Origin of the sequence: Rhodococcus qingshengii JCM 15477, from assembly GCF_023221595.1 — a bacterium.
Taxonomy (GTDB): Bacteria; Actinomycetota; Actinomycetes; order Mycobacteriales; family Mycobacteriaceae; genus Rhodococcus_F; species Rhodococcus_F qingshengii.
Genome location: NZ_CP096563.1, coordinates 1629535 through 1643905 on the forward strand (window position 1 = coordinate 1629535; position 14371 = coordinate 1643905).

Genomic DNA, 14371 nt, shown 5'->3' on the forward strand with positions numbered 1-14371 from the left:
TTCACGGCTGACTTCATCTTCGGCGTCTTCACGGCAGTTGCGCGATAACTGTTTCAGCACCGATCGTGCGTTGTCCCGGCTCGACCACGAGTGTGGTTCCGGCGGGGAAATAGGTGTCGACGCGTGAGCCGAAACGGATCAGTCCGTACGTGTCGCCGATCGGCAGGACGTCACCGACACCGGCGTAGCAGACGATGCGGCGTGCAAGCAGTCCCGCGATCTGGACAACCGCAACGTCGTGACCATCGGCGGTTTCGATCAGCATGCTGTTGCGCTCGTTGACCTCGCTGGCGTCGGCGAGATCTGCGGAGAGGAACTTGCCTGCCTGGTGAACGACCTCTTTGACCGTTCCACCGACAGGGCTGCGCTGGACATGCACGTCGAGAACCGACAGGAAGATGCTGACGCGCGGGCGCGGCTCGCTTCCGAGATTGAGCTCGGCGGGCGGAACGGCGTTGTCGACCAACGCCACCTCGCCGTCGGCGGGTGCGACGACGACGCCGATGCGGTTGGGCGGCACCCGGTGCGGGTGACGGAAGAACGTGGCGCATGCGGCGGCGGTGGTCAGACCGGCTCGGCGCACCCACTTACGGTTGCGGCCCAGAGCTGCAACTCCCAGCGGGGCCAGCACGAACGGCAGGCCGGCGGGATGAAGTGGCGGAATCGCATGGCGAACCAGATCGACGATATGTCCGATCCCGGTGGGTTGCGGGGTTCCGGGGGGTGTGGGTCGGCGTGCCACAGGCTCCTCTAACTACTCGGTAGGTCTTCTGCTGGTCGCACTGACAGTACGGGGTGGTAGAACATCCATAGATTACGTGAACGCCTTCTCTCCTACAGGCTGTAATGGCATCAAGTACGAGTAGTACCCGACACAGTCGCCGGTGCGTATCGCCAGCGGGAGCGTCGCACCGCTTACTCGGATCACCAGTTGCCGCCCCGGTTGGGCTGCGGCGGCGTCGCGCAGTCGCTGCCGGTCGACCAGTACTCGGAACTTCTCACGGGGATCCGTTCCGCCCGGATCCACCCGGGCACCACCGTCTTCGCCGACGCTGACGACGGCACTGTCCTCGGTGCCGTTGAGCAGGGCGGCAAGGTGGTCGCCGCTCAGTTCGACGGCGTTGTGGTGCTCGCGCAGGATTCGGTGATCGGGGAACTCTCCGTCCTCGATCAGGGGGCTGGACACCTCACCTCCCGGATACGACGCAGTCACCGTGCGCGCGGAGAAAGTCAGCGTCACGACGCCGGCGACGTCGCGCAACAATCGCGCGAAGGTGACGGGAACGACAGCGGACACCGTCAGAGCGGAGTGAACTGTCACCTCGGCGACCGCGAGCCGGTACTGATCAGTGGTGACAAACGCAGCGACGCCGTCGTGAATGTCGAGGTGGACGCCGCGAAGTATCGGGAACTCCGATTCCTCGTTCACGGCGAACAGCACGGCGTCGAGTGCGCGTCGTAGATCCCACGAGTCGATGTCCACGCCGCCGGAGATAGGTAGCGCGTCGATCAGGCGGTGGATTCGTCCCAGTTCGGCCCGGGCGTCGGCGAGACCGTCCTCGAGGTTGCGCAGATGGGCGTCGAGGCACGAATGGGGTTCCGGTCCGGTCAGGACGGCCATCATGTCGCGGATCGGAACACCGACGCGCCGCATACCGGCGATCACGCGTGCGTCGCGGAGTTGGTCGTCGGTGTACCAGCGGTAACCGGTGTGCGGATCGACGGAATGCGGGACGAGCACGCCTTCCTTGTCGTAGAACCGCAGCGCGCTGATCGGGAGCGCCGACGCCCTGGACATCTCGCCGATCGTCAAGAGGGCGGAACTAGTGGTCACGGATCAATTCTGCCCGCAGTCGCTCGATAGCGCCCCTGATCATCCGGCCGTAACCGTCGTCGGCGAGTGTGCCGACCGACGCCTCGGCCTTCGTCAGATGCTCGACGGCCTCGGCGTCGCGTCCGAGTTTGCGGTAGTCGGCAGCCAGGTTGAGGTGCAGCGATGGATAGAAACCGGCGACCTGCAGCGATGCGTGGTGTTCCTGGGCTCGCGCGTCGGTCAACGAATCTGCAGCGTCGAGGGCGCGCAGGTCCCAGCAGAGCTCTTGAGCCGGATCGTCTTGAACGTCGGCCATGTAGTGCGCGAGGGAGACGATGTGGAGCGCATCGGGGGCGGCGCTGATCTCTTCCCACACCTTCTCGAACGCAGAGCGAGCCCCGGCTCGATCGCCGGAGCTCGCCAATTCTTGTGCCTGCGCTATCTGTGTCATCACGGGATCCATGGAACGGATCCTGATGCCTCGACCAGGTCGAGGGTCAAGCAGAGGTGCGTGCAGCCGCCTCGGCCTCGCTCTTCACACGCTTCAAGGTGGCATTCATGCCTTCAACGAGCTCGACCTCGAAGTCGGCGTTTCCGCCCAGGACGGTCTTGACGAGGAACTGCGAGACCTTCGACGTTCCGGTGGGAGCCTCGCGACGCTCGGTCACTTTGGTGCCGGTAGCGGTCGGCTCGAGTTCGTAGGACCAGATCGTGCGGTTCTCCGCGATGCGGAACGCCACCGACTTGTTGGGCTCGAAGCGAACGACCTTCGACGACGTCGGCCAGACCAGCAGGCCCTTGCGGTTGACGTTGATCGTCTTGGCGCCCTCACGCACGGTCCCGCCGATTACCTTCATCACCTTGCACTGGGGGCTCCATTCGCCCATGCGCTGCAGGTCGGCGACGATTGCCCACACGTCCTGCGGTGATGCGTCGATGTCGATGCTTGCTTCGAGGGTGTTGGACACAGTCTCTCCAGTCGAGTTGATGCTACGTAAAGTTACAAACACTTTTGTCGATCGTAAGCGATCCGTCAATGGACCATGTGTGTCAGGTCACTGTACGGCCGTCCAACAGGGTCGTGCGGGAACACGCGCGGTGGTAGCGGACAATGGTTCGCGCACGTATGACGATCCATCCGACTGGAGTACCGAGAAGTGAACAGCGACGCCGCGACGCAGGATGGCCTCAAGCGAGGGCTGACAGCGCGCCATATCCGCTTCATCGCCCTCGGATCAGCCATCGGAACCGGACTGTTCTACGGCAGCGCCGAGGCCATCAAACGAGCCGGCCCGTCGGTGCTCCTGGCCTACCTGATCGGCGGTATCGCGGTCTACCTGGTGTTGCGAGCGCTCGGCGAGATGGCGGTCCGTAACCCGGTTTCCGGTTCGTTCAGCGAGTACGCGAACAAGCACCTCGGACCACTCGCCGGTTTCATGACCGGGTGGACGTACACGTTCGAGATGGTGATCGTGTGCCTCGCCGACGTCACCGCCTTCGGCCTGTACATGCAGTTCTGGTTCCCGGACGTACCGAGATGGATCTGGGTTCTGGCTGTCGTCTTCTTCATCGGCGCGATAAACCTGTTGAGCGTCAAGGTGTTCGGCGAACTGGAATTCTGGTTCACGCTCGTGAAGATCACCGCCATCATCGCGATGATCGCCGGCGGCATCGCGATCATCGTGTTCGGATTCGGCGTTCACGACACCGATGCCGGAATCAGCCACCTCTGGTCGGACGGCGGGTTCTTCGCGACGGGCTTCGGCGGATTCGTCGCGTGTTTCGCGATCGTCATGTTCGCGTTCGGTGGCACCGAGATCATCGGTATCACCGCGGGCGAAGCCGAGGATCCGGCGCAGACCATCAGGAAAGCCGTCAACACGGTCCCGGTGCGCATCATTCTCTTCTACATCTGCACCCTCGCCGTCATCATGGCGATCATTCCGTGGCAGACCATCAACTCCGACAACAGCCCGTTCGTCCAGATCTTCGAGAACCTCGGATTGGGAACGGCCGCATCGATCCTCAACATCGTCGTCATCACCGCAGCCCTGTCAGCCATCAACAGCGACGTTTTCGGTGCGGGTCGCATGATGTTCGGAATGTCGCATGCCGGCCAGGCCCCGCAGGTGATGAAGAGAGTCTCCGCCAACGGTGTTCCGTGGATGACCGTTGTCATCATGACCGTTGCCCTGTTGGTGGGAGTAGTGCTCAACTACCTGATCCCGGACCAGGTGTTCCTCGTCATCGCCTCGCTGGCGACCTTCGCCACCATTTTCGTCTGGATCATGATCCTGCTCTCGCAGTTCCGTTCCCGCGCTCAGATGAGTGCAGACGAAACAGCGGCACTGAAGTTTCCAGTGCCGCTGTGGCCGTACGGTCAGATCTTCGCGATCGTGTTCCTGGCTTTTGTCATCATGTTGCTCGGCGTCATCGCCGATACCCGAGTTGCGCTGCTCGTCGGCGCCGGATGGCTGGTTCTGCTGACGGGCGCGTACTACAAGTGGGTGAAACCGGCTGTCAGCGCAGCGGATCGAAGTGACTCATGACGGTCGGCGTCTGAGCACCGGTCATCGAGTCGGCCACCATCTTTCCCGTCAACGGACCCAGAGCGATTCCCCACATCCCGTGACCACCGGCGACGTGCACGCGCGGCGAGCGCGTGGCTCCGATCAACGGCAAGCCGTCGGTAGTGCACGGTCGTGATCCCACCCATTCCTCTTCCCGCGCAGTCCAGTCGATGCCGCTGAGCATCGGCTTGGCCGCATCGATGATCGCCTGCACGCGGCGCGGATCCAGCGGCGCGTCAGGGCTGCGGAATTCCATCATTCCGGCCACTCGGAAGCGATCGTGCAACGGAGTGCATGCGACGCGCTGGGTGGGGAAATACACAGGGTTCTTGGGGAGGTGCTCAGGCTTGACACTGAAGCTGTATCCGCGTCCGGCCTGCACCAGTTTGCGCACACCGAACGGTGCAGCGAGCTTGTTCAAGCGGGCACCGCTCGAGATGACCACGGCGTCGCCGTCGCGTGAATCACCGTGTGCACTGCGAACAGTGACTCCGCCGACCCGATCGTCGATCTGCGTGACGTCGAAACCGCTGACGATTTCTCCACCGCGTTCACGAACCGCGTCCGCCAACGAGTTCACGAACAACGGGGGATCGATGAAACGCTGATTGCGCAGGCGCAAACCGGCTTTCACACCCTGGCCGAGTGAAGGCTCGAGCGAATGAATCGCGTCGTAGTCGAGGAGGTCGAAGTCGACTTCTCCGCCGGCAGCTTCGACGTGGTGGAACTCGTCCACCAAGGTCTGTCGGTCCTTCTCGGACGCAAACGCGGCGAGGAAAGGATCGGCCAGGCGCGTCAGCTCTTTGACGCCACCGTCGGCGAGTTCGTCGTACGCGCCCAAGGCTGTTCGGTTGACCTCGGTGTAGACCGACATCGCTTCCTGCCACTTCGACGGCGTGCAGTGGCGCGCGAACCCGACCAGGAACCGAATCAGCTTCAGATCGGTGGTCAGTGGCACGTACACCGGGGACGACGGGCTGAGCATCGCGCGCAAGCCGTATTGGAGCACTGCGGGTTCGGGCAGCGGAAGCGTCAATGCGGGGGCAAGCCAACCGGCGTTGCCCCAGCTCGCGTCGGCTGCGACGCCGTCGCGATCGACGACGGTGACCTCGACTCCACGTTCCTGCAAGAACCAGGCCGTCGACAATCCGACAACACCCGCACCGACCACGACCACACGATCGGGGCTCTGACGAGTTCCCATGACGCACTCCTTCTACAGACTCTGCTCGAACCGAGACGCCGGTCACATCCGGCTCTTCTCTCAAGCATGAATCGCGGGGGCGGCAAAAGGACTGGCCGTTCGGCCATCGTCGGAGCTACCTCGTTGTGGATTCGCACAACGCACCGCCGCGCCTGCTCAGCGACCGAGTTTGAACTGCAGCATCAGAATCAAGCGGGTGTCGGCGTCGGTCAGGTCGACGCCGCACATCTCCTTGCCTCGACGCAGGCGGTTGCGGAGCGTGTTGGGGTGAACATGCAGTGCGGCAGAAGAATTCGCCACGTCACCGCCGTGCTCGAGAAAGGCCTTTGCCGTCGCGACCAGATCGCTGCCGTGCTGAGAGTCGTGACGTTCGAGGCTTCCGAGTGGTGTGGAGTCGCCGAGTCCGTCGATGATGTCGGCGACGTGCAGGGCGAGAACGGAGGCCAACGTGTCCCTCATTCCCGCGACGGTTCCGCCGGACCGGCCATGACGAAGCGCTCCGAGAACATGGTCGGTGTCCGAGCGCGAAAGATGTGATTCGCTTGCAGACTTCACTGTCCGACCGACGGCCACTGCCAGGAATTCGCGGCCACGGGCGCGGGTGAGGAAGTCGGCGGACAATCGGCGAGCGTTGGTCTCGTCGGTCGCGATGACAAGGTAGATGGTCTCGGACAGTTGAGCGGCAACGGCGTCGACGGCCAGAGTGTCGAGGTACAAGCTCAAGGACGCGACCAACCCCGCCGGCAGTGGTCCCGCAACGGTTCCGACGGCGACGACGGTGAGCGGGCCTGCCAACCGCAAGTCGTCTGCGGCGCGGAATGCGGGTTCGCCACCGCCGATCAGAGCTTGGACGCGCTGGGATTGGCGACGGCGTGTGCTGTCGACCCGGTCACGCTCCGAGGCGATTCTCTCGGCCACGACAGATACCGCGGATCGAAGTATCGATTCCTGTGTGGGCGTCGGTGTTCCGGCGAGTGCGACCCAGATCGAGCCGACGGGGTGATCGTTCTCGCGAACTGCGATGACCAGGCGCGGCGTGATCGCAGGGTCTTCGAGATCAACGTAGATTGGGTCGCTCTCTCGGTGGAGACGATCGAATACTCCTGCATCGGAGAGTAATTGGCGGAATCGGCTGGGTACCTGCCGGCCGAGGATCGTGCCGATGCGGGCTTCGTCCACGGCCTGCTCGCCGCCGGAGTACGCGAGGACAGTCGAGTTCTCGTCCTCGATCGTGACGGGAGCGCCGAGCAATTCGGCCAGAGAACCGGCAACGGAGAATAGGTCGTCGTCGCGCAGGTCCATGGGTGGGAGCCTACTGAGCGATCGACGGATTTCGGGTTCCGACGCCTCGGCAGGACCTCGATGGCGAATATAGGCTGGTGCAATGGCCGACATCGAAGGTGTTCTGTTCGATATCGACGGAGTCCTGCTCACGTCCTGGCAGCCGATCGAGGGAGCAGGGGAAGCAGTACGCGAAGTTCGGCGGCGCGGATTGGCCTGTGGGTTTCTGACCAACACAACCTCGCGCAGTTCGACGCTCATCGCGCAGGGGTTGTGCGACGCCGGTATCGAGGTCGAGGCGAGCCAGATAGTTACTGCCGCCAGGCTCACGGGGGAGTACGTGCGGGCGACGTATCCGGACGCGCGGGCGTGGGTCCTCAATCACGGTGACGTGTCTGCCGATCTCGAGGGAATCGAATTCGACGACGCCGATCCTGAGGTCGTGATTCTCGGCGGTGCCGGCCCGGAGTTCACTCACGAGGCGCTGAGCCGAGTGCTCGAACTCCTGCTCGCCGGTGTGCCCGTCGTCGCGATGCACCGCGGGATGATGTGGGAGACCGTAGACGGCCTTCGGATCGACACCGGAACGTACTTGCCGGGCTTCGAGGAAGTGGCAGGTGTAAATATCGCCGCAGTGGGTAAACCGTCTCTCACGGGGTTCCTGACAGCCACGGAGCTGATGCATGTCGAACCTGAGGCGACTGTGATGGTCGGCGACGACCTGATCGGGGACGTCCTCTCCTCACAACGAGTCGGCTTGACCGGAGTTCTGGTGCGCACAGGCAAGTTTCGGCAAACAGTGCTCGATCTGTCGGTTCAGAAGCCTGATCATGTCATCGATTCGGTCGCGGATCTTCCGGCCCTTCTCGGGGTCGTCCTCGAGGCTTGACCAGGCGGGGGTGACGGACTTCACTCGAGCGGGTACTCTCGCGCCCGAATCCAATGAACTTGTTCCACGAAGGAGTTTTCTATGCCCTTGATCTCGTCAGTCTGGTTCCGTCGCTCATCCTCTCGAGTCAGCGGAATTTCCAGTAGTCGGTTGGGGGGCCGCCTGGCGAGAACAGGGGCTGTGATGACTGTAGGTATGGGGCTCGCCGCCGGGCTGGCGCTGACCGGTGCGGGAGCTGCTTCGGCAGCCCCCGTCACGTGTGTCTCGCCGCCGTCGGCCAATGACATCCAGGTCTCCGAGACCGCGAGCTGCGGCGCGCAGTCCGTCGGAGCCGGCCGTTCGCAGGCCGGTGCTGCCGAGAGCGGTACCGCTGTGAGCGTCGCCGCCGACAACGGCTACTCCAATTCATATGCAAACGGCTTCGGAACCGCGCTGGGGGCTTCTCGCGGTAACGGTCAGGCGCAGGCATTTGCGCTCGGCGGCGGTATCGCGCGGGCCGGGGCGGCTGACGGCAACGTCACCTTCGCCATCGCTGGTTACGGAGCGGGCGCTACGGCCGATGCCAACGGCGTCGACTGCGTCGGAGTGCTCTCGTTTGCGGTCAATTTGAGTAACGGACAGTTCTGCATCGCGGGCTGAGGCTCAACCTTGCACTCGGCACGCTCGAGTGCTAAAAATGCAGTTGGCACTCGCGAACCGTGAGTGCCAGGTCGAGGCAGTGAGACCGGGAACCATAGACACCCCCGGTCGTCCGTCGCGGGCACTGACTAGACCACAGGCGTAGATGGGTGACCAGGCAAATCGGTCGCCCGTGTAATGAGGTGACTGGTCAAACGGTCGCCTTGTGCCGATGAGGTGACCCGACGAGCGGTCACCTTGTGTGTCACCCCCTATCCGGAGGATCACTTCGCAATGGCAAAGATCATCGCGTTCGACGAAGAGGCACGTCGTGGCCTCGAGCGAGGCCTCAACGCCCTCGCCGACGCTGTCAAGGTGACGTTGGGCCCCAAGGGTCGCAACGTCGTTCTCGAAAAGAAGTGGGGCGCCCCCACGATCACCAACGATGGTGTTTCCATCGCCAAGGAGATCGAACTCGACGACCCGTACGAGAAGATCGGCGCCGAGCTCGTCAAGGAGGTCGCCAAGAAGACTGACGACGTCGCTGGCGACGGCACCACCACCGCTACCGTTCTCGCACAGGCTCTGGTCCGTGAAGGCCTGCGCAACGTCGCAGCCGGCGCGAACCCGCTCGGCCTCAAGCGCGGCATCGAGAAGGCTGTCGAGGCTGTCACAGCTCGCCTGCTCGAGACCGCCAAGGAGATCGACACCAAGGAGCAGATCGCTGCTACCGCCGGTATTTCCGCCGGCGACCCGTCCATCGGTGAGCTCATCGCCGAGGCTATGGACAAGGTCGGCAAGGAAGGCGTCATCACGGTCGAGGAGTCCAACACCTTCGGCCTGCAGCTCGAGCTCACCGAGGGCATGCGCTTCGACAAGGGCTACATCTCGGCGTACTTCGCCACCGATGCAGAGCGTCAGGAAGCCGTCCTCGAAGACGCGTACATCCTGCTCGTCAGCTCCAAGATCTCCACGGTCAAGGACCTGCTGCCCCTGCTGGAGAAGGTCATCCAGTCCGGCAAGCCGCTCCTGATCATCGCCGAGGACGTCGAGGGCGAAGCTCTCTCCACCCTCGTGGTCAACAAGATCCGTGGCACCTTCAAGTCTGTTGCCGTCAAGGCTCCCGGCTTCGGTGACCGTCGTAAGGCTCAGCTCGCCGACATCGCCATCCTCACCGGTGGCGAGGTCATCAGCGAAGAGGTCGGACTCTCCTTGGAGACCGCAGGCCTAGAGCTCCTCGGCCAGGCACGCAAGGTCGTCATCACCAAGGACGAGACCACCATCGTCGAGGGTGCCGGCGACGCCGACGCAATCGCCGGTCGTGTCAGCCAGATCCGCGCCGAGATCGAGAACAGCGACTCGGATTACGACCGTGAGAAGCTGCAGGAACGTCTGGCCAAGCTGGCCGGCGGCGTTGCAGTCATCAAGGCCGGCGCTGCTACCGAGGTCGAGCTCAAGGAGCGCAAGCACCGCATCGAAGATGCAGTGCGTAACGCAAAGGCAGCCGTCGAAGAGGGCATCGTCGCCGGTGGTGGCGTTGCACTTCTCCAGGCAGCTCCCGCACTGGACGACCTCAAGCTCGAAGGTGACGAGGCAACCGGCGCGAACATCGTTCGCGTTGCACTGTCCGCTCCGCTCAAGCAGATCGCATTCAACGCAGGCCTCGAGCCCGGCGTTGTTGCGGACAAGGTCTCCAACCTGCCCGCAGGTCACGGCCTCAACGCTGCGACCAACGAGTACGGCGACCTGCTCGCTGCAGGCATCAACGACCCGGTCAAGGTCACCCGCTCGGCACTGCAGAACGCAGCGTCCATCGCGGCTCTGTTCCTGACGACCGAAGCCGTTGTCGCTGACAAGCCCGAGAAGGCCGGAGCGCCTGCAGGCGATCCGACCGGCGGCATGGGCGGCATGGACTTCTGAGTCCATCTCCACCTAGCTCCTAGAGCCCGGCCCACCGTTTGGTGGGCCGGGCTTTTGCTTGTGCGGAGGTATTTGCGGGCATTTTTGTCCACTACTGCGACGCGATCGCGGTTTCCCGTTGCGCGCTCGATGCTGTGTGCGTTTACGCCCGCGCTTACGCCCGGTTGTGTCGGCGTCTTCGGACCACTGTGATGATTTCGTCCGCCACAGCGTCGAGATGGGCCATCGCGGTGGCGGCGGAGTAACGCAACACCATCCATCCGTCGAGAACGAGTGCGTTCTGACGCCGTCGATCGTTGTTGAAAGTTGCGGGGTCGGTATGGAATTCGCGCCCGTCGATCTCCACGATCACCCGGGCTCGCGTGTCGACCAGATCGCCGAAGTAGGGTCCGACCCGAGCGTTGATCTCCAGGTGAACGTTGCGCGCAGTCAGTGCACGGGCGACTGCTCGCTCCGGTTCCGAACGAGTGAGCGGGCAACAGGTGCGGAGTTGTTCGCGTACGGCGGGGATCCCGTGCCTGCCGCGGCTCGCATCACACAGTTGGGCTATCGACTTCCACGGCACTCGGGTCGATACCGCCGCGTCGAAGAAGGCCTCGAGTGCGGGCCGTGGCAACGTGGTCGCGACGTCGATGAAGCACTGCTCGATCGGCACGATCGGTAAACCCATCCACTCATCCGACGAGACTCCTGTTCGTCGGTGAAGCCGTACCCACTGCGGACTGGCTGCTCGGACGCTGGGAGCCACGGTGGCCTCGACGAAGAGTGGTTCCTCCGGCAGGAGATCCCACAGCCAGGCTGCGCTGGTATGGCTGAGGACGGCCTCAGGCTTCCACAGTGTGACCGCGACGCAACGCTCGAAGTATCCAGGTTCTTCGGTGGAGTACACCGACGGCAGGATTCGATGGAGTCGCCCTGACCGCGTGGATCGGGAGATCGAACTGCGCGAAGTGCCCTGCTCGAGCAACTGGTTTCTTGTGACAACTTCCACGTATGCACTGTGGCGGCAAGAGCCTGACGACGCGGATTCAGAAGCCACTTTGTGGATGGCCGCGTGTGTGTGGACAACCTCATGGCGTAACAGGTGTATCGAGAAGGTGGGGAACGAGAAGCTTCATCTATCCGAATGTTGAAGGATGTTTGATATTTTCCGTCCCGATTGTTCGCCTCCGCTAACCTGTGAAGTGCGGATACGTCTAGTTCTTTTGGTGGATAATTCTGTCCTGAATACCCTCAAGTACTAAGCCTTTCGGACGACGTAAATTCCGGTTGCTATTCCATTTTGCTCGATTTTCAGGCGTCTTGGACGCTAGACCTGCGAATATGGAACAGGTTTCAGATCCATCTGAAATTCTTGGGCAAAAAGCACCCAAACCGGATCCTATTGCACTACCTTGATGTCAGTCACAGCCGCGGAAAGTGGGCACCAGCCCCGGAGGATCTCGGCTTCATCGTTCGACTGGGATTCTTTAATTGCTGCTCGGACCGGTTCTTTGTGGGCTGCATCAAGCATTCCAATGTAAATGTTCCGTGAGTATTCGCGGCCAATCGAAAGCGTGGGATTCAATATGATCGTCATGTTCCTGCAGACAACGGCGGCATTGTTCACCGACCTGCTGGGTAACGTCTGGTCCGGTTCGCTCATGCCGGGAATCGACGGGGTCACCGGATCGTTGGTTTCGGCAATCGACCTCAGTTGACGGCACCTGCAAGTTCTTCTTCCAATGTTTTTGATGACAGGAGCGAATGATGGATCTGGGATCGATTGCGGACGTTCTCGAGGGCGAGGCCGGGGGGTTGATCAAAAACATTCTCGGGATGGCTTTGTTTACCCCGTTTATCGCCTCGGTTGACTTCGGCTGGTTCCCGAACGTCGACTGAGAAGTGAATTGCTTTAGCCAGTGAACGAAATCAATCTCAAGGAGTGTGAAATACGGTGGACACAGCTAGTTTGATAGGTGCGCTCGCAAGCGTTGACGTCGGATCCCTCGTGGATCCACTGTTCTACTTGGTCAAGGTCGTTGACGGAATCTTCGTGTCGATCACCGGAAGCCTCAACATGGGCGGTGCGCTCGGTGAGGCTGCGGCGGGCAGCGTCCAATCGGTCCTCGGCTCCGTAGCCGGCCTGTAAAAGGAGAAGGAGAAAAGATGTTCGATCTCTTCCTGGACTACCTGTCCAAGATCGTCGATTTCGGATCGGTCGATCTCGTGGGCACGTTTGTGAAGTATTTGAACGCGCTGTCGTCTTCCCCCACGCCATAGAAAGAACGGAATCGGTCATGCTGCAAACTTATTTAACCGGAATGATCACGTGGGTATCGAACATGCTTGGTCTCACTTCCACTGGAAGCAAGATCATCAAGGATCCTCCACAAAAGCCGTGATCACTCCAGCGACTGCATCATATTGTTCGGTTGTCGAGGACAGCATCGTAGCGGAGCAGTCAGGCGAACCTGCACAACCTGCACTTGCTTGAAACTTTGGTCCCCGTAGCCCTCTGGCTTCGGGGACCATCGGTTTTGCAATCACTGGCCTTATAGTCACAAGCTTTGCACTCAGGCGAATGTGCGGGCAACCAGCCGCGATACAAGGAGTTCAATGGGCGCGTCCAACACGTCAGGCGCAAGGATGGCGCAGCTGAACCCACGCGATGCCGAATTCATCTATCACGAGGGCGCTGGTCACCTGAACCATCTGATCGCTGTGTACTTCTTCGAGACATCGTTGCACCCAAGCGCGGAATTCACGGCAGAACAGGCAGTGGACTGGGTTACCGCACGCCTCGGATGTGATCGCATGTTCACTCAACGAGTCCAACGGACTCCGTTGGGACTGGACCATCCCTACTGGGTGACAGACCCTGACTTCGACGTCCGAAAGCACGTGTACGTCAACAAGATCAACGACACAGGATGGGCAGCGCTGCAAAAGCCGTTGAGCGCGTTGTTGACCACGAAGATGGACCTGCGCCGTCCGCCGTGGGAACTGCACTTCTTCGTAGGTTTGGAGGGACTTGAAGAATTGCCGGGCCGACTGACGGCGGTGGTGCTCAAGTCTCACCACAGTGCAGCTGACGGTATCGCCATCAGGACGTTGGGCGAGGCTATCTTTTCGGGCAAGGTGCAGCAGGCTGGGTCCGAACCGTCTGTGCCGTTTGTGCGAGCGAGGATATTCACCAAGTCGCTACTGGGGTTTCCCGGCCGAATATATCGCTTCGCAAGGCAGGTACCAGGCAACCGACGCGCTCAGAGAGATGCTGACGCTGCGAAGAAGGCAGGAGAATGGGTGGAGAGCCTCAACGAGAGGCCTGCAATTCGATTCAACGGCAAGGTGAGTGGAGCTGCCTCACTCGAACCGATGACAATGTCCGGGGAGCAGGTCCGTGAGATCAAGGATTCGGTGCCCGGTGCCACTGTCAACGACGTTCTACTCGCCGTTGTCGGAGGCGCTCTGACGCGCTACCTCACGGAAAAGGATGAAAGGCCAAGCGATTCCTTGATCGCGATGGTTCCTCGCTCGGTGCGTAAGGTCGAAGCGTGGGAGTCGGCGAATCAGTTGGTGGCTCTGCTGGTGGATATGCACACCCAGGTCGAGTCCCCATTGGAGAGGTTGGCGCTCATTTCGAGTTCGGCACGGTCGGAGAAGGCGCGCACGTCCCATCCCGCGGTCAGGCGTGCCGGGGCCGCAGTCGAGACCACGCCCGCGCCTTTGATGAGATTGATGGCGTATGCGCGCAAGCAGAACGATCACAGCCTCGATTGACCGCGTTACCAGCACACGATGGTGAGTAACATTCCACTCTCGGTCGAAGGGTTGACGCTTGCCGGCGCCCCGGGCGCGGCTGTGCTTGCAGTGCAAGCGCCCATCGACGGGGATGGGCTACGGCATTTCATGGTCGCCGCAGCAGGTGGGGGACTGACCCTCAACGTCATCGCGGATACCGCGACCATGCCCGATCTCCACCATTACATCGAACTACTGCGAGCAAGTTTCGATGACTTGGCAGCGGCAGCCGCGATGCAGACTGCGGATTCACCTAACCAAGAGGTTGCCTCCTGATCGATCGGAATCGCAGG

General features: G+C 61.8%; 16 protein-coding genes. 9 read left to right on the forward strand and 7 right to left on the reverse strand.

Features of this window, described 5'->3' with window-relative positions; translation table 11 throughout:
• Window positions 1-28: 28 nt before the first annotated feature.
• The 4 genes from M0639_RS07515 to M0639_RS07530 all read right to left on the reverse strand — a co-directional run bounded on the left by M0639_RS07515 (window position 29) and on the right by M0639_RS07530 (window position 2781).
• On the reverse strand, window positions 29-742 hold the full coding sequence (locus M0639_RS07515) for a phosphatidylserine decarboxylase (RefSeq protein WP_064075623.1): 714 nt from the start codon (window positions 740-742) through the stop codon (window positions 29-31).
• Between the two features lie 72 nt (window positions 743-814).
• Window positions 815-1834 (reverse strand): DNA polymerase III subunit beta family protein, encoded by a 1020-nt coding sequence (locus M0639_RS07520; RefSeq protein WP_064075622.1) that lies wholly within the window; start codon window positions 1832-1834, stop codon window positions 815-817.
• Window positions 1824-2276, reverse strand: a complete 453-nt coding sequence (locus M0639_RS07525; protein ID WP_007733713.1) for a hypothetical protein — start codon at window positions 2274-2276, stop codon at window positions 1824-1826. Before M0639_RS07525 ends, M0639_RS07520 begins: the two co-directional genes overlap by 11 nt.
• Window positions 2277-2310: 34 nt before the next feature.
• Window positions 2311-2781: an SRPBCC family protein gene (locus M0639_RS07530; protein WP_003941500.1), complete on the reverse strand. Its 471-nt coding sequence runs from the start codon at window positions 2779-2781 to the stop codon at window positions 2311-2313.
• 189 nt (window positions 2782-2970) lie between these two features.
• On the opposite strand from M0639_RS07530, the gene M0639_RS07535 reads away from it, so the two are divergent.
• The gene (locus tag M0639_RS07535) at window positions 2971-4362 is read left to right on the forward strand and encodes an amino acid permease (RefSeq protein WP_064075621.1); all 1392 of its coding nucleotides are present in this window, start codon (window positions 2971-2973) and stop codon (window positions 4360-4362) included.
• On the opposite strand, the gene M0639_RS07540 is transcribed toward M0639_RS07535, so the two are convergent.
• Window positions 4334-5587: an NAD(P)/FAD-dependent oxidoreductase gene (locus tag M0639_RS07540; protein WP_021333986.1), complete on the reverse strand. Its 1254-nt coding sequence runs from the start codon at window positions 5585-5587 to the stop codon at window positions 4334-4336. The two genes, M0639_RS07535 and M0639_RS07540, sit on opposite strands and share 29 nt — an antisense overlap.
• Before the next feature lie 156 nt (window positions 5588-5743).
• Complete coding sequence (locus tag M0639_RS07545; RefSeq protein ID WP_020906710.1) at window positions 5744-6889, reverse strand: PucR family transcriptional regulator; 1146 nt, start codon at window positions 6887-6889, stop codon at window positions 5744-5746.
• A gap of 82 nt (window positions 6890-6971) precedes the next feature.
• Here M0639_RS07545 and M0639_RS07550 point away from each other — a divergent pair, with 82 nt between their 5' ends.
• The 3 genes from M0639_RS07550 to groL all read left to right on the forward strand — a co-directional run bounded on the left by M0639_RS07550 (window position 6972) and on the right by groL (window position 10295).
• Window positions 6972-7757 carry an HAD-IIA family hydrolase gene (locus M0639_RS07550; protein ID WP_003941506.1) on the forward strand — a complete coding sequence of 262 codons (786 nt, stop codon included), beginning with the start codon at window positions 6972-6974 and terminating at the stop codon, window positions 7755-7757.
• A gap of 81 nt (window positions 7758-7838) precedes the next feature.
• Window positions 7839-8396 carry a DUF6764 family protein gene (locus M0639_RS07555; RefSeq protein WP_019744475.1) on the forward strand — a complete coding sequence of 186 codons (558 nt, stop codon included), beginning with the start codon at window positions 7839-7841 and terminating at the stop codon, window positions 8394-8396.
• Between the two features lie 273 nt (window positions 8397-8669).
• Window positions 8670-10295: a chaperonin GroEL gene (gene groL / locus M0639_RS07560; protein ID WP_003941476.1), complete on the forward strand. Its 1626-nt coding sequence runs from the start codon at window positions 8670-8672 to the stop codon at window positions 10293-10295.
• Window positions 10296-10449: 154 nt separating this feature from the next.
• Here the strand turns inward: groL and M0639_RS07565 are convergent, their stop codons facing one another.
• Entirely contained in the window at window positions 10450-11286 is an 837-nt protein-coding gene (locus tag M0639_RS07565; RefSeq protein ID WP_054781533.1) for a DUF559 domain-containing protein, read from the reverse strand.
• Between the two features lie 565 nt (window positions 11287-11851).
• On the opposite strand from M0639_RS07565, the gene M0639_RS07570 reads away from it, so the two are divergent.
• From M0639_RS07570 to M0639_RS07585, 5 genes are all read left to right on the forward strand, one after another.
• On the forward strand, window positions 11852-11995 hold the full coding sequence (locus tag M0639_RS07570) for a hypothetical protein (protein ID WP_153212751.1): 144 nt from the start codon (window positions 11852-11854) through the stop codon (window positions 11993-11995).
• Window positions 11996-12044: 49 nt separating this feature from the next.
• Window positions 12045-12176 (forward strand): hypothetical protein, encoded by a 132-nt coding sequence (locus M0639_RS34935; protein ID WP_003941467.1) that lies wholly within the window; start codon window positions 12045-12047, stop codon window positions 12174-12176.
• 55 nt (window positions 12177-12231) lie between these two features.
• Window positions 12232-12426, forward strand: a complete 195-nt coding sequence (locus tag M0639_RS07575) for a hypothetical protein (RefSeq protein ID WP_031331808.1) — start codon at window positions 12232-12234, stop codon at window positions 12424-12426.
• Window positions 12427-12893: 467 nt separating this feature from the next.
• On the forward strand, window positions 12894-14057 hold the full coding sequence (locus tag M0639_RS07580; RefSeq protein WP_231915217.1) for a wax ester/triacylglycerol synthase domain-containing protein: 1164 nt from the start codon (window positions 12894-12896) through the stop codon (window positions 14055-14057).
• Between the two features lie 18 nt (window positions 14058-14075).
• On the forward strand, window positions 14076-14354 hold the full coding sequence (locus M0639_RS07585; RefSeq protein ID WP_231915218.1) for a WS/DGAT domain-containing protein: 279 nt from the start codon (window positions 14076-14078) through the stop codon (window positions 14352-14354).
• Window positions 14355-14371: the final 17 nt, after the last annotated feature.

What these genes read in the sequence shown, in the direction of transcription:
- M0639_RS07525 (WP_007733713.1), bottom strand. Translation starts at nt 2,276, where the DNA reads ATGGATCCCGTGATGACACAGATAGCGCAGGCACAAGAATTGGCGAGC.
- M0639_RS07540 (WP_021333986.1), bottom strand. Translation starts at nt 5,587, where the DNA reads ATGGGAACTCGTCAGAGCCCCGATCGTGTGGTCGTGGTCGGTGCGGGT.
- M0639_RS07545 (WP_020906710.1), bottom strand. Translation starts at nt 6,889, where the DNA reads ATGGACCTGCGCGACGACGACCTATTCTCCGTTGCCGGTTCTCTGGCC.
- M0639_RS07550 (WP_003941506.1), top strand. Translation starts at nt 6,972, where the DNA reads ATGGCCGACATCGAAGGTGTTCTGTTCGATATCGACGGAGTCCTGCTC.
- M0639_RS07555 (WP_019744475.1), top strand. Translation starts at nt 7,839, where the DNA reads ATGCCCTTGATCTCGTCAGTCTGGTTCCGTCGCTCATCCTCTCGAGTC.
- groL (WP_003941476.1), top strand. Translation starts at nt 8,670, where the DNA reads ATGGCAAAGATCATCGCGTTCGACGAAGAGGCACGTCGTGGCCTCGAG.
- M0639_RS34935 (WP_003941467.1), top strand. Translation starts at nt 12,045, where the DNA reads ATGGATCTGGGATCGATTGCGGACGTTCTCGAGGGCGAGGCCGGGGGG.
- M0639_RS07580 (WP_231915217.1), top strand. Translation starts at nt 12,894, where the DNA reads ATGGGCGCGTCCAACACGTCAGGCGCAAGGATGGCGCAGCTGAACCCA.
- M0639_RS07585 (WP_231915218.1), top strand. Translation starts at nt 14,076, where the DNA reads ATGGTGAGTAACATTCCACTCTCGGTCGAAGGGTTGACGCTTGCCGGC.